This window comes from Bradyrhizobium elkanii WSM2783 (assembly GCF_000472865.1).
Taxonomy (GTDB): Bacteria; Pseudomonadota; Alphaproteobacteria; order Rhizobiales; family Xanthobacteraceae; genus Bradyrhizobium; species Bradyrhizobium elkanii_A.
The window spans coordinates 76,393-90,286 of record NZ_AXAP01000036.1; the positions used below are offsets into that span (position 1 = coordinate 76,393).

At 64.1% G+C, this 13,894-nt stretch carries 12 protein-coding genes and 1 pseudogene; 5 read left to right on the forward strand and 8 right to left on the reverse strand.

Features of this window, described 5'->3' with window-relative positions:
• Nucleotides 1-55: 55 nt before the first annotated feature.
• Nucleotides 56-499, reverse strand: coding sequence for an ester cyclase (locus tag YY7_RS0127660; RefSeq protein ID WP_433994533.1), 444 nt, complete (start codon nt 497-499; stop codon nt 56-58).
• Here YY7_RS0127660 and YY7_RS0127665 point away from each other — a divergent pair.
• The 5 genes from YY7_RS0127665 (at nt 467) to YY7_RS0127685 (ending at nt 5,426) form a co-directional block, all read left to right on the forward strand.
• Complete coding sequence (locus YY7_RS0127665) at nt 467-1,159, forward strand: hypothetical protein (protein ID WP_155255353.1); 693 nt, start codon at nt 467-469, stop codon at nt 1,157-1,159. The two genes, YY7_RS0127660 and YY7_RS0127665, sit on opposite strands and share 33 nt — an antisense overlap.
• Nucleotides 1,160-1,466: 307 nt before the next feature.
• Nucleotides 1,467-2,120, forward strand: coding sequence for a tetratricopeptide repeat protein (locus tag YY7_RS0127670; RefSeq protein ID WP_028166045.1), 654 nt, complete (start codon nt 1,467-1,469; stop codon nt 2,118-2,120).
• Between the two features lie 34 nt (nt 2,121-2,154).
• Nucleotides 2,155-2,733 (forward strand): hypothetical protein, encoded by a 579-nt coding sequence (locus YY7_RS0127675; RefSeq protein ID WP_028166046.1) that lies wholly within the window; start codon nt 2,155-2,157, stop codon nt 2,731-2,733.
• Between the two features lie 57 nt (nt 2,734-2,790).
• Nucleotides 2,791-4,170 (forward strand): ribosome biogenesis GTPase Der, encoded by a 1,380-nt coding sequence (gene der, locus YY7_RS0127680; protein ID WP_028166047.1) that lies wholly within the window; start codon nt 2,791-2,793, stop codon nt 4,168-4,170.
• Nucleotides 4,167-5,426 (forward strand): TCR/Tet family MFS transporter, encoded by a 1,260-nt coding sequence (locus tag YY7_RS0127685; RefSeq protein ID WP_028166048.1) that lies wholly within the window; start codon nt 4,167-4,169, stop codon nt 5,424-5,426. The genes der and YY7_RS0127685 overlap by 4 nt, the downstream gene beginning before the upstream one ends.
• Nucleotides 5,427-5,501: 75 nt before the next feature.
• On the opposite strand, the gene YY7_RS0127690 is transcribed toward YY7_RS0127685, so the two are convergent.
• The 7 genes and pseudogenes from YY7_RS0127690 to YY7_RS53085 all read right to left on the reverse strand — a co-directional run bounded on the left by YY7_RS0127690 (nt 5,502) and on the right by YY7_RS53085 (nt 13,734).
• A complete protein-coding gene (locus YY7_RS0127690; RefSeq protein ID WP_028166049.1) occupies nt 5,502-6,740 on the reverse strand; it encodes an ABC transporter substrate-binding protein in 1,239 nt (412 codons plus the stop codon).
• Between the two features lie 123 nt (nt 6,741-6,863).
• Nucleotides 6,864-7,988 carry a hypothetical protein gene (locus YY7_RS0127695; protein WP_028166050.1) on the reverse strand — a complete coding sequence of 375 codons (1,125 nt, stop codon included), beginning with the start codon at nt 7,986-7,988 and terminating at the stop codon, nt 6,864-6,866.
• A 171-nt stretch (nt 7,989-8,159) separates the two neighbouring features.
• A complete protein-coding gene (locus tag YY7_RS0127700) occupies nt 8,160-8,900 on the reverse strand; it encodes an SDR family NAD(P)-dependent oxidoreductase (RefSeq protein ID WP_028166051.1) in 741 nt (246 codons plus the stop codon).
• Nucleotides 8,901-9,045: 145 nt separating this feature from the next.
• On the reverse strand, nt 9,046-10,560 hold the full coding sequence (purF, locus tag YY7_RS0127705) for an amidophosphoribosyltransferase (RefSeq protein WP_028166052.1): 1,515 nt from the start codon (nt 10,558-10,560) through the stop codon (nt 9,046-9,048).
• 62 nt (nt 10,561-10,622) lie between these two features.
• Nucleotides 10,623-11,252, reverse strand: a complete 630-nt coding sequence (locus tag YY7_RS0127710) for a CvpA family protein (protein WP_028166053.1) — start codon at nt 11,250-11,252, stop codon at nt 10,623-10,625.
• A gap of 174 nt (nt 11,253-11,426) precedes the next feature.
• Nucleotides 11,427-12,884, reverse strand: a complete 1,458-nt coding sequence (gene radA / locus YY7_RS0127715) for a DNA repair protein RadA (protein ID WP_028166054.1) — start codon at nt 12,882-12,884, stop codon at nt 11,427-11,429.
• A 123-nt stretch (nt 12,885-13,007) separates the two neighbouring features.
• Nucleotides 13,008-13,734, reverse strand: a pseudogene (locus YY7_RS53085) (sulfite exporter TauE/SafE family protein).
• Nucleotides 13,735-13,894: the final 160 nt, after the last annotated feature.

Here is a 13,894-nt window from a genome sequence, read left to right on the forward strand (position 1 = left end):
CGGCGCACATCACAAGCGGCAGCGACGGCTATAGCTCAAGCCCGGGACGACGGCGTCATTGCGAACCTCGAAGCTGGGCTTCGATGGCCGGCTTGTCTATGACCGACCAAACCTCGACGATCTTACCTTCTCGAAATTCGTAAATAACGTTCTCGGCGAACGAAACTCGTTTCCCGTCGATCTTGAGCCCGAGAAATTCTCCTTTCGGCGTGCAGTCGAAGAGCAGGCGGCTCGACACGTAAGGCGGCTCCGCGATCAAGAGCTGGATATTGAACGAGAGGTCCGGGATCTGCTGAAAGTCATTTTCGAGCATCTGGCGATAGCCTGACAATCCAATCTGCCGGCCATTGTGGCGTACGTCATCGTGGACGAACCGTCCCAAATTCGTCCAGTCCTGCGCGTTCAAGCAGGTGATGTAGTCTCGATAGACTTCGGAGAGATATTGCGGCGTCACGACAAACCTCCCTTGTCGCAGTTGTCTGAGATCAATTGGTTCCATCGCCACCACGGTCACATCGCTGCCCTGCGAATGCGCTGTGGCTGTCAGGACAACCTTTACCCAGCCTGGCAGCCAAGGCATATTTCCCCAACGATTTTTAAGGGATTTCGCAAGGCGATGAACCAGGGAATCCAGCAGGTCGTTGGCGCCTATGTCAGACTGAAGAATGTGACGGCGCTGTTGGAGATGAAGGCTCACCGAAAGGAACTGCTCTCTCGGGCGCTTGACACGGATCAGTTCAGCCTCGCGCTATCACGTGATCTGTGCCGGCAGGATCTCGCCGCGATCGAAGACGGCGTCCAGGATATCTTGAAGGGTGGCACGCTCCGAGGTTACGTCGATCATATAAAGCCTCACACCATTGCTGGCTGGGCTCAGTGCGTCGACTATCCCGAAATCCCGCTTCGCGTGGAACTCTATTTTGACGGCAGGCTGGTCGGTAGCGTTCTGGCCGACCGCTATCGACAGGATCTCGAAAACGCCAATCTTGGAAGCGGCAACCACAGTTTCCAATTCAAACCCGATCAACACGCTTTCCTTGCGGCAGAACTGATCGAGGTTGCGGCGCCGGATGGCAAGCTCCTTCACGGGGGAACGTTGAAGCGGACAACTGCGGCGAGTGCAGACCAGCCGCTGCTCGCGCTCAATCCTTCACCGTAACCGATCTGCCCGGCTTTAGAGCATGATCCGGAAAAGTGGGTGCCGGTTTTCCCTCGCGACAAACGCGAAGCGTTTGCGCGGAGATCATGCTCAAACAAAAAGATAGAGCGGGATGATGATTCGAAGAAAAATCATCACGCTCTAGGCTCTCCGGGAGCAGGGCAGCCTTCCACCGTTAACGCTTTGATCCGCCTCGCTTTGCCTTGCCACCGCCATATCATTAAGGTAACGCCGCCGCGATGTGGGGATCGGGCGCGCCTGCCGCCTGAGCGTCTTGCTTCGCCCTCCGGGGATGGGATAGCCTTAAGTGTCTGAATTATTTAGTGAAGTCGACGAGGAACTACGTCGCGAGCAGCTCAAGAAGCTGTGGGACAAGTATTCGCTTCTGATCATTGCGGTCGCGATTCTGATCGTCGCCGGCGTCGGCGGCTGGCGCGGCTACGAATACCTCCAGGGCCAGAAGGCGGCCGAGGCGGGGGCTGCCTTCGACCGGGCTGTCGAGCTGTCCGAACAGAACAAGCGCGCCGAGGCGGAGGCCGCTTTCGCCGACCTGGCTGCGAAGGCGCCGGCCGGTTACCGGGTGCTGGCGCGACTGCGGCTGGCTGCCGAAATCGCAGCCCGCGACCCGCAGGCGGCCGCGAAGATGTATGACGAGATCGCGGCCGACCGCAGCGTCGGTGTGGCGGATCAGGACCTGGCTCGGATCCGGGCCGCGCAATTGCTGCTGGAAACCGCGACCTACCAGAACATGCTGCAGCGGCTCGAGCCCGCCACCGCGGCGAACTCGACCTTCCGTCACACCGCGCGCGAGTTGCTGGCGTTGTCGGCCTATCGTGCCAATGACGCGGCCGCGGCGCGGCAGTGGCTCGACCTGATCGCCAATGATGCCGAGACGCCGCCGAGCCTGCGCTCGCGCGCCGAGGCGTTGCAGGCGCTCTTGCCGCCTGTCGCCAAGAGCTGATTGAGAGGCTAACGAGTTGAGTGAGGGATTGCCCATGCGCCGCTCGCAACGTCTGATCGCAGCCGCTGTCGCCATTGCGCTTTGCAGCGTGCTGGCCGGCTGCGGGGGCGGCGGCCTCTCCAATTTCGACCCGTCGGACCTGCTCGATTTCCTCGACACCAAGAAGAAGCTGCCGGGTGAGCGCAAGCCGGTGTTTCCGGATGGCGTGCCGGGCCTTGAGCAGGGCGTGCCGAAGGAGCTCTACAAGGGCTCGCAGCAACAGCAGATCGATGAGCAGAACGCGCAGGCTGCCGCCGCTGCTCCGCCGCCACAGCCCGCGCCGGAGCAGGCGAAGTCGAAGCGGTCGGCCAAGGGCAGGGCGGCTGCCGCGAGCACGGCGCCCGCAGCCGAGCCGGCCGCCGCCGATCCTAATGCCGCACCGTCCGAGGAGGGCGCGGCCGCCGCGCTGCCGCCGGAGCCGAAGGCAAAGAGGATGGCGCGCAAGCGCACCACCGCGCCGCCGCCCGATCAGACGACGGCCCAACCGGCCGCTCAGCCGGAACCCGCACAGCCCACGCAGCAATCCTCCGCACCATTCCCGGCTCCAATGCCGAGCGGCAGTTTTACGCGCTAGTTCCTGCTAGACTCTATTGACCGACACGCGATTCCGCGAACAGCGCTTTGATGATCCATGTCCTTTACGATCGCCATCATCGGCCGGCCCAATGTCGGAAAGTCGACGCTGTTCAACCGTCTGGTCGGGCAGAAGCTCGCGCTGGTCGATGACGAGCCCGGCGTAACGCGCGACCGCCGCGAGGGGCAGGCGCGGCTCGGCGATCTCGAATTCACCATCATCGATACCGCCGGTCTCGACGAGGGCGCCAAGGGCTCGCTGACTGCGCGCATGCAGGAGCAGACCGAAACCGCGATCGGCCTTGCTGACGCGCTGATGTTCGTGATCGACGCGCGGGTGGGGCTGACGCCGACCGACCGCGCCTTCGCCGATTTCGCCCGCCGCGCCAACAAGCCCGTGGTGCTTGTCGCCAACAAGGCCGAGGGCAAGCATGGCGAACTCGGCGCGATGGAATCCTACGCGCTGGGTTTGGGCGATCCGGTGCAGATTTCCGCCGAGCACGGCGAGGGCATGGGCGAACTTTATGACGCGCTGAGCGTGCTGATGCCGGCGCCCGCTGAAGACGACGACATCGAGGATAATGCGCCTGAAACCGAGGAGGACGTCGGCAAGCGTCCGATCCGCGTCGCCATCGTCGGCCGCCCCAACGCCGGCAAGTCGACCCTGATCAATCATCTCCTCGGCGAGGAGCGGCTCTTGACCAGTCCGGAAGCCGGCACCACGCGGGATTCCATCGCGGTCGAGATCAAATGGCAGGGCCGCGACTTCCGCCTGTTCGATACCGCGGGCCTGCGGCGGCGGTCGCGGATCGAAGAGAAGCTTGAGAAGCTCTCAGTCGCCGACGCCTTGCGCGCAGTGCGCTTTGCCGAAGTCGTCGTGCTGATGATGGACGCGCAGAACAAGTTCGAGGAGCAGGACCTGCGCATCGCAGATCTGGTCGAGCGCGAGGGCCGCGCGATCGTGCTCGCGGTCAACAAATGGGACCTGGTCGAGCGTAAGCCGAACCTGATCTCGGGCCTCCGCGCCGATGCCGATCATTGGCTGCCGCAGGTGAAGGGCGTGCCTGTTGTCGCAGTCTCCGGGCTGATGGGCGAGGGCGTCGATCGCCTGATGAAGGCGATCGAGGAGGCCTATGCCACCTGGAACAAGCGCGTTCCCACCGCCGCGCTCAATCGCTGGTTCGAGCAGGCGATCGCGGCCAACCCGCCGCCCGCCGTCTCCGGCCGCAGGTTGAAGCTGAACTACATCACCCAGAACAAGGCGCGGCCGCCGAGCTTCGTGCTGTTCTGCTCGCGCGCCGACGCCGTGCCGCAATCCTATCTCCGCTATCTCACCAACTCGCTGCGCGAGACCTTCGACCTGCCGGGCACGCCGGTGCGCATCACGCTGCGCGAAAAGGCCAATCCCTTCGCCCACAAGCGCAAGCGGTTGTCGTGAACGAAGAGGCGGCCGTCATCGTCGACACACCGCCGAGGCGGAGCGGCGCCGCGATCTTCATCTTCGGCACCGTCCTGCTCGACATGCTGGCGCTCGGCGTTGTCATTCCGATCCTGCCGAAACTGATCGAGGGCTTCGTCGACAATGATACGGCGAGCGCCGCGCGCATCTTCGGCCTGTTCGGCACCGCCTGGGCGTTGATGCAATTACTCTTCTCGCCGATCCTCGGCGGGTTGTCCGACAGGTTCGGGCGGCGTCCGGTGGTGCTATTGTCGAACTTCGGTCTCGCCGCCGACTATGTGCTGATGGCGCTGGCGCCATCGCTGGTCTGGCTGTTCATCGGCCGCCTGATTTCGGGCATCACCTCGGCAAGCATCTCGACCGCCTTTGCCTACATCACCGACGTCACCGCGCCGGAGCAGCGCGCCACCATGTTCGGCAAGATCGGCGTCGCCTTCGGTGCCGGTTTCATCCTGGGACCGGCGCTTGGCGGTCTGCTCGGCGGCTTCGATCCGCGATTGCCGTTCTGGGTTGCGGCGGGCTTGAGCTTTGCCAACGGACTCTATGGCCTCTTGATCCTGCCGGAGTCGCTGCCGCGAGAGCGTCGTTCGCCGTTTCGCTGGAAGAGCGCCAATCCGGTCGGCGCGTTGCATCTATTGGGCTCGGACCGCGTGCTCGCAGGACTCTCGCTGGCGAATTTCTTCGCGCAGCTCGCCCATGTCGTGCTGCCCTCGACCTACGTGCTCTATGCGACCTATCGCTACGGCTGGGACACCGCCACCGTCGGCGCGACGCTTGCGCTGGTCGGCCTCTGCCAGATGATCGTGCAGGGCGCGGCGATCGGCCCGATCGTCAAGCGCTTCGGCGAGCGGCGGGCACTGTTGTTCGGCCTCGCCTGTGGCGCGATCGGCTTTCTGATTTTCGCGAGCGCGCCGACCGGAGCGCTGTCCTGGTTCGGCATTCCCGTGATGGCGCTGTGGGGCGTTGCGGGCGCGGCAATCCAGGCGCTGATGACGCAGCTTGTTGCGCCCGACCAGCAGGGCCAGCTCCAGGGCGCCACCACCAGTGTGCAGAGCGTGTCCCAGCTCGTGGGACCGTTCCTGTTCACGCTGACATTCGCGCATTTCATCGGCACAAGCGCGCCGTTCAAATTGCCGGGCGCGCCGTTCTTCCTCGCAGCAGCATTGTTGCTGCTGGCGCTATTGGTTGCGTCGCTGACGCTCGCGAGGAAAGCGCAAGAAAGTAGGGTGGGTTAGCGAAGCGTAACCCACCATTTCGCTTGCGAGAAAAGAGGGGGTTACGCCTTGCGGCTAACCCACCCTATGAAATTCTCACTTCTTCACCAGCGGGCATTCGCTGGCTTCGAGCGGCTTGGCTGCATCTTCCGGCGCGATGGTGGCGATCAGCTTGTAATAGTCCCAGGGATATTTGGACTCTTCCGGCTTCTTCACCTCGAACAGATAGGCCGGGATGATGCGGCGGCCGTCGATGCGGAGCGGGCCCTTGCCGAACAGGGGATCGTCGGTCGGCAGTTCCTTCATCTTGACGACGGTCTTGGCGCCGTCATGCGGGTTGCCGCCCATCGCTTCCAGCGCCTTCAGATAATGCAGGGTGGCCGCGTAATTGCCGGCGACCGTCATCGACGGCATCATGCCCTTCGGCGACACCTTGGCGAAACGCTTCGACCATTCGCGGGTCTTGTCGTTCAAATCCCAGTAGAAGGATTCCGTAAACGTCAGGCCCTGCGCGGTCTTCAGGCCGAGCGAATGCACGTCGGTGATGAACAGCAGGAGTGCCGCAAGCTTCTGGCCGCCGGAGACGATGCCGAATTCCGACGCCTGCTTGATCGAGTTCGTGGTGTCACCGCCGGCATTCGCGAGCCCGACCACCTTCGCCTTCGAGGACTGCGCCTGCAGCAGGAAGGAGGAGAAGTCGGACGTATTCAGCGGGTGCTTCACGCTGCCCAGCACCTTGCCGCCATTGGCGAGGACGACCGCGGTCGTATCGCGCTCCAGCGCATGGCCGAAGGCGTAGTCGGCGGTCAGGAAGAACCAGCTATCGCCGCCGGCCTTGGTCAGCGCCTTGCCGGTGCCGTTGGCGAGCATGTAGGTGTCGTAGGTATAGGAGATTGTGTTCGGCGTGCAGGCCTTGCCGGTGAGATCGGCGGTGGCCGCACCCGAGTTGAGCAGCACCGCGTTCTTCTCCTTGACGAGGTTGCTGACCGCGAGCGCGACGCCCGAGTTCGGCGTGTCGACGATGACGTCGACCTTCTCGTTGTCGATCCATTGCCGGGCGATGTTGACGCCGACATCAGGCTTGTTCTGGTGATCGCCGCTCAGCACCTCGATCTTCCAGCCCTTGTTACGCAGGCCGGAATCCTCGACCGCCATGTTGACCGCGGCGACCGAATTGGCGCCGCCGATGTCGGCGTAAAGGCTCGACATGTCGTTCAACACGCCGATCTTGACGGTTTTGTCTTGAGTTTTGTCTTGGGCGAAAGCCGGGGTCGCAAGACCCAATCCGGCGCAAGCGAATAGCGCGGCGTAGCGCCGCGCGCGCGTCGTTTTCATGTGTTCCCTCCTGTTAATGCCGGCGCGGCCCTCTTTTTTGGGGCCTTTCACCAGCGGCGCGGTCGGGGGTGACCCGATCCTCGGGTTCCCGCTTATCCTGTCTCGCGCCTTCCGGCAATGCGCTTATCGTAGCGCATCGGAGCTCAGTTTGAATTTCTGGATGCGCTTGGCGTTGTCGACCTCGGCCGTATAGACGTTGCCCTTGGCGTCGACGGCCATGGCGTGAACCCAGTGGAATTGCCCGGCGTTGCGGCCGCTGCGGCCGAAACTGCCGACGACCGTGCCATCGTCGCGCCTGATGATCCGGATCTCGTTGTTCTCGCCGTCGGCGCTCAAGAGATAGGTTTGGTTCGGATCGGGCCAGAGCGCGATGTCCCACACCGCTCCGTTGCCGAGCGTATTCTTTTCAAAGAACCACTCTTTGACGAAGGTCCCATCCTTCTTGAACACCTGGATACGGTTGTTGATGCGGTCGCAGACATAGACCAGCCCGTCACCCGCGAGCTTCACGCAATGCACGGGATTGCCGAATTGTTGGGCAACCGGCGCCTTGGGATCATAGGCGGCCTGCTTGTCGTCATCCGGCTTGTTGCCATAGGCGCCCCAGTGCCGCTTGTAGGCGCCGCTCGTGGCGTCGAACACGATCACGCGGCGGTTGCCGTAGCCATCGGCGACGTAGATCTCGTTGGCCTCCTTGTCGATCGCGGTCTCCGCGGGCTTGCCGAGCTGGGTGGTGTCGTTACTGCCCTTGCTCGGCGCGATCTTGCCGATCTGGGAGACGAACTTGCCGTCGAGCGTGAATTTCAGGATCGCGTTGTCGTTGTCAGCATTGCCGCCGACCCAGACGAAGCCGCGCTCGTCGACCTCGATGCCGTGCTCGCGGCCGACCCATTCATAGCCTTCACCGGGGCCGCCCCAGGCGCGCAACAGATTGCCGTCGGCGTCGAACTCGAGCACCGGCGGCGCCGGGACGCAGCATTTCGAGCGCGGCGGATTGAGCGTTGCGCCTTTCTCGTCATCGGTCAGCGAGCGCGGGCGATGGATCACCCAGATATGGCCCTGCCAATCCACGGTGATGCCGCCGACCTGTCCGAGGATCCAGTTGTTCGGCAATGGTCTTGGCCAGGCTGCATCGACCGCGAAGGTCGGAATGTCGCCGGCATGCGATGGCGCTGACAGGCAGAAGCAGGCGATACAGCTTAAGATGAATCCGAAAAGGGTGCGCGCGCGATTGAGCCTCGCCGTCATGGTTGCCTCCCGAGATTTTTCTTGGCGGTTTGCCCGCTCAGGTAGCAGTCAATCGCGCCGAGGGAGTTGAGTCAATCGCCCGTCATTGCGAGCGGAGCGAAGAAATCCATAGCGCCACAAGTGGAGGTGCGGATTGCTTCGTAGCTGCGCTCCTCGCAATGACGGAGAAAATCACGCCGGCGGATGGAAGCTCATCAGCTTGCGCGAGGGATAATCGTAGAACTTGCCGGTCTCCGTCCACTCCGGCGAACACATCGGCACGATGAACTCCGCTGCCTGCTCGGGCGTATCGAGATCCATGGGGTCTTCGCCCGGAAACACGGCGGCGCGCATGCGGGTGCGGATCGGGCCGGGGCTGAACAGGTTGACGCGCAACTTTGTGCTCGCGGTCTCGTTGGCCCAGACGCGCACCAACGTTTCCAGGGCGGCCTTCGACGCCGCATAGGGGCCGAGATAGGCGAGCGCCTTGTTGGCCGCGCCCGAGGTGATGAACACCGCGCGTCCCGCATCGGACACTTTCAGGAGCGGCTCCATGCAGCGGATGAGCTGGAAGTTCGCGGTGACGTTGACCGCCATCACGTCGTTCCACGATTTCAGATCGATGTGGCCGAGCGGCGAGGAGGGGCCGGCGACGCCGGCATTGCCGACGAGGATGTCGAGCTTGCCATGGCGCTCATGCAGCGCTGCGCCGAGGCGGGCGATGCCGTCGGAATCGGTGAGGCTGAGCGGCACCAGCGTGGCGCTGCCACCATCCTTGCGGATCTCGTCGTCGAGCTCCTCGAGCCCTCCTTGCGTCCGCGCCACCGCCACGATATGCGCGCCCGCCTTGGCCAGCGCGAGCGCGGTGGCATAGCCGATGCCGCGCGAGGCGCCGGTGACGAGGGCGGTGCGGGAGGCGAGGGGAAGGGGCATTACGTGAATCTCTTCGACGTCGTCCCGGCGAAGGCCGGGACCCATACGCCGCGGCAGTCATGATACGCGACGGCGGTTGTGTCCAATGGCTTCCGACAAACCGGGGCCGGTGGTTATGGGTCCCGGCCTTCGCCGGGACGACCAATCAGCTCGCCTCCGCCAGCAGCGACAATTGCCGCGGCTGCGGCTCGGTTTCGCTGTGGTCGGTGAGGTGGGTGGGGTAGGCGCCCGTGAAGCAGTGGTCGGCGAATTTCGGGTTGGCGGGATCGCGGCCGTCGGGATAGCCCATGGCGCGATACATGCCGTCGATCGACAGGAAGGCCAGCGAGTCCGCGCCGATGATGTCGCGCATTTCCTCCAGCGTATGCGTCGCCGCCAAGAGGCCGCCGCGGTCGGGCAGGTCGATGCCGTAATAGTCGGGATAGAGGATCGGCGGCGAAGCGAGGCGGAAATGCACTTCGAGGGCGCCAGCGTCGCGCATCATGCGCACGATCTTCTTCGAGGTGGTGCCGCGCACCAGCGAGTCGTCGATCAGGAGGATGCGCTTGCCCTCGATAGCGGCGCGGTTGGCCGAATGCTTCATGCGCACGCCGAGTTCGCGCACGCTCTGGGTCGGCTGGATGAAGGTGCGGCCGACATAGTGGTTGCGGATGATGCCAAGCTCGAACGGCACGCCGGAATACTGGCTGTAGCCGACCGCGGCGGGTACGCCGGAATCCGGCACCGGCACCACGACGTCGATATCCGGGTGGTTCTCGCGCGCAAGCTGCGCGCCGAACGCCTTGCGGACCTCGTAGACCGAACGGCCGCCGACGATGGAGTCGGGCCGCGAGAAATAGATGTACTCGAAGATGCAGGGCCGTGGCGGCTTCGGCGGGAACGGCTTGTGCGTGTGCGCGCCTTCCTCATCGAACACGATGATCTCGCCGGGCTCGATGTCGCGGACATATTTCGCGCCGATCATGTCGAGCGCGCAGGTCTCCGAGGTCAGGATCGGCCGGCCGTCGAGGTCGCCGAGCACGAGCGGCCGGATGCCGAGCGGGTCGCGCGCGCCGACCAGCTTCTTGTTGGTCAGCGCGACCAGCGAATAGGCGCCTTCGATCGCGCGCAGCGCCTCGATGAAGCGATCGACAAAGCTGCTGCGCTTGGACTGCGCCACCAGATGCAGGATCACCTCGGTGTCGGTGGTCGATTGCATCATGGCGCCGTTCTTGACGAGCTCGCGACGCAGCGACAGCCCGTTGGTGAGGTTGCCGTTATGGCCGACCGCAAAGCCGCCGGCGTTGAGCTCGGCGAACAGCGGCTGCACGTTGCGCAGGATGGTGGCGCCGGTGGTGGAATAGCGGACATGGCCGACCGCGGTCGAGCCGGGCAGGCGTTCGATCACTTCGCGGCGGGAGAAGGTGTCGCCGACCAGGCCGAGCCGTCGCTCAGAGTGGAAGCGGCTGCCGTCGAAGGTGACGATGCCGCAAGCTTCCTGGCCGCGATGCTGGAGGGCGTGCAATCCGAGCGCCGTGATGGTGGCGGCTTCGGGGTGACCGAAAATGCCGAACACGCCGCACTCTTCGCGTAGCGTGTCGCCTTCCAGATCATCCTGCAATTCGATGGGCCCGGAAGAATACGGGTCAAGCTGCTCGGCGTGATCGGAAGGGGATTGCATCGCGTTCATCGCCTTTCTTTGTGGCCTGTGCTGAGTTTAGCCCAGCGGGCCTAAGTCAAGGTTTAACGGCCCGCGGGTTTTTCGATCAGCTTTTTAAGGCTGTCGCGGGCAGGTTTACTATAGCCATCGCCCGACGCCGGCGCGGTGGGTTCGGCGTCAGTCTGATCGTCTTCCGGTTTGTTTTTCTTGAACCGCTTTAAGATGGTGTTCTCGGGGTCATCAGGCAAGAGCGACATCAGCCAATCCCCGGTTCCTTGCAGCACCACGCGGGATTTTGCGCCCGTCACCCAGTCCGGGCGCTGCTTGTCAGGAACCAGCCAGCTGAAGAACAGGAAGGCGACGACCACGATCAGGAGCCCGCGCGCCAGCCCGAACAGGAAGCCGAGCGTGCGGTCGAGCGCGCCGATACGTGAATCCAGGATCATGTCGGAAATCCGCACCGTGATGATGGACACCACGATCAGGGTACCGATGAACGTGCCGGCGACCACGACGACGGCGGCGACCGTGTCGTTGTTGAAGTAAGTTTTGGCGGTCGGCAAAAGCTTCGAGAAAGCATAGAGCGTGACCAGCGCCGCCGCGCCCCAGGCCGCGATCGACAGGATCTCGCGCATGAAGCCGCGCACCATCGCAAGCAGGCCCGAGATCAGCATCACCGCGAGCAGGACGAGATCGAGGATCGTTATCGGCATCGGGTGGTCAGGTCCGCTCGTTCTTCTTACGGGTCGTGCAGGGCTCGGCCGCCGCGAATCGGCGTTTCGGTTCCGTGCTAGCTGAGGGGCTTATAGCGTCTCCGGCAAGGCCGGAAAGCGCCTGTCCCACGCGGCCGGATGTATAGCGGCGAGGGCCGTCAAGGTCACCCCGCTTTAGCCCCTGTCGCGACGGAATCGGGCCGGTGTGGCATTTTTCTCAACGGGTTCAGCGTCCCGCTGAGCTTGGTGGTTGCCCCTCGGCGTGCCGCGGGCGGCGATCTCGGCAACCAGCGTGGTCAATCCGCCGACCGAGTTCAGGGTAAGGCTGGCATCGCCGCCGTCGCCGCGGGCCGATTCGGGCAGCACGGCCCGGCCAAACCCGAGTTTTGCCGCTTCCTTCAGCCTGGCCGAGGTCTGCGCCACCGGCCGGACCGCACCGGACAGCGAAATCTCGCCGAAATAAACTGCATCCGTCGGCAGGGGAGCGTTGACGAGAGAGGATACCAGCGCTGCGGCGGCGGCAAGATCGGCGGCCGGTTCCTGGATGCGCAGGCCGCCTGCGACGTTCAGGTAGACGTCATGGCCGGAGAGTTTCACGCCACAATGGGCCTCCAGCACTGCCAGTACCATCGACAGCCGGCTCGGGTCCCAGCCAACCACTGCGCGCCGCGGCGTGCCGAGCGTGGTCGGCGCCACCAACGCCTGCAGTTCCACCAGCACCGGGCGGGTGCCCTCGATCCCGGCAAACACGGCGGTGCCGGGGCTGCCGAGATCGCGCTCGGAAAGGAACAATTCGGAGGGGTTCGAGACCTCCCGCAGGCCGAGCCCGGTCATCTCGAACACCCCGATCTCGTCGGTCGGGCCGAAGCGGTTCTTGACCGCGCGGAGGATGCGGAACTGCTGCGAGCCTTCGCCCTCGAACGACAGCACCGCGTCGACCATGTGCTCGACCACGCGGGGGCCCGCGATCTGGCCATCCTTGGTGACGTGCCCGACCAGGATGATGGCGGCGCCGGTCTTCTTGGCGAAACGAATCAGCGCCTGCGCCGAGGCGCGGACCTGGGTCACCGTGCCGGGGGCGGATTCGACGGTGTCGGTCCACATGGTCTGGATCGAATCGATCACGATCAGGCGCGGCACGGTGCCTTCTGACAGCGTCGAGACGATATCCTCCACGGACGTCTCGGAGGCGAGCTGCACCGGCGCATTCGCAAGCCCGAGCCGCTCGGCGCGCAACCGCACCTGCGCCACCGCCTCCTCGCCTGAGATGTAGACCGCGCGGTGCCCGGCGCGCGCCATCATGCTGGTCGCCTGTGTCAGCAGCGTCGACTTGCCGATGCCGGGATCACCGCCGACCAGCAGCACCGACCCGCGCACGAAGCCGCCGCCGGTGACGCGGTCGAGCTCGGTCATGCCGGAGGAGAGGCGAGGAGCGTCGTTGCTCTTGCCGGAGAGTGATTCCAGCGCAAACGTCCGTCCCTTGCGCTTGGAGCGGATCGACACCGGCACATTGCCAGTCGAGTCCTCCTCCGCCAGCGTATTCCACTCACCGCAGGCGTCGCACTTCCCCTGCCAGCGATTATACGCCGCGCCGCAATTCTGGCAGATGAAAGAGAGGGTGGATTTGGCCATCTGAATGCTTGAGTCGCTGCTTCGCGTACCGTGCATAGCACGGTTACGCCTGACGGCACGAACCCTCAGTCATTGGCCGCTTTGGCGCGATATTGCTTGCGGTGGCTTTGGCGGGCGGAAATTCTAGTGAGTTGCCGCCGACCACAACAGCGACGCGCCGGCCACAAGCATGATGCCGTCCATCACCAAGCGGAAGACGTCAGGTTTAAGCCGCAGCACGAAGCGCTTTGCGATGAAGGCGCCGGCCATCAGCGACGAGCCGGCGATCAATCCTTTGAGGGCGACGTCAGGCGTCAGCGCACCGAAATGTCTGAACGTCACCGACTTGCTCACATAGAGACCGAGCGAGCTTGCGGCCTCTGTGGCAAGGAAGGCGCCCTTGGTGAGGCCATAGAACAGGAACAGCGGCACGCTCAAAGGTCCGGTGGAGACCACGATACCCGTGAGATAGCCGATGATGGCGCCGCCTACAGCGAGATGCCACAACTGCGCTTTCAGTTGATGCCGCGCCAGCCAGTGCCGTAGTGGTACCATCGCGATCAGGAACAGGCCGATCGCGATATCGACGGCGCGAGAGGGCAGCGCCAAGAGCGTACGCGCGCCGAGCGCCGCGGCCGGAATGCCGGTGATGGAGTAGGCGGCACAAGCGCGCCAATCGACCTCGCGCCACCAGGCGCAGGATGCGCGAAAGATTCGCCATCACCGCGGCGACCGCCATGATCGGCACCGCCTGCTTCGGCCCGAACTGATAGATCAGCACCGGCATCAGCATGATCGACGATCCCGTGCCGACGATGCCCGAAAGGGTTCCGGCAATCAGGCCGACGATGAGGACGAAGAGGTAGCCCACGAGATGGTGTCCGCGACTTGTTAGGGGGAGACAGAGTAGCGCCTTTCGGGAGGTTGCGCCCTAGACACTCGCTGTCATTCCGGGCTCGATACTGCCGCATCGCCACGGAATGACAGAGGGACGCATTGCGCAATCCTCTCCTCCGTCATAGCCGGGCTTG

Excerpts from the sequence above, each read along its gene's own strand:
- YY7_RS0127660 (WP_433994533.1), bottom strand. The coding sequence starts at position 499 with ATGGAACCAATTGATCTCAGACAACTGCGACAAGGGAGGTTTGTCGTG.
- YY7_RS0127675 (WP_028166046.1), top strand. The coding sequence starts at position 2,155 with ATGCGCCGCTCGCAACGTCTGATCGCAGCCGCTGTCGCCATTGCGCTT.
- der (WP_028166047.1), top strand. The coding sequence starts at position 2,791 with ATGTCCTTTACGATCGCCATCATCGGCCGGCCCAATGTCGGAAAGTCG.
- YY7_RS0127690 (WP_028166049.1), bottom strand. The coding sequence starts at position 6,740 with ATGAAAACGACGCGCGCGCGGCGCTACGCCGCGCTATTCGCTTGCGCC.
- YY7_RS0127695 (WP_028166050.1), bottom strand. The coding sequence starts at position 7,988 with ATGACGGCGAGGCTCAATCGCGCGCGCACCCTTTTCGGATTCATCTTA.
- YY7_RS0127700 (WP_028166051.1), bottom strand. The coding sequence starts at position 8,900 with ATGCCCCTTCCCCTCGCCTCCCGCACCGCCCTCGTCACCGGCGCCTCG.
- purF (WP_028166052.1), bottom strand. The coding sequence starts at position 10,560 with ATGCAATCCCCTTCCGATCACGCCGAGCAGCTTGACCCGTATTCTTCC.
- YY7_RS0127710 (WP_028166053.1), bottom strand. The coding sequence starts at position 11,252 with ATGCCGATAACGATCCTCGATCTCGTCCTGCTCGCGGTGATGCTGATC.
- radA (WP_028166054.1), bottom strand. The coding sequence starts at position 12,884 with ATGGCCAAATCCACCCTCTCTTTCATCTGCCAGAATTGCGGCGCGGCG.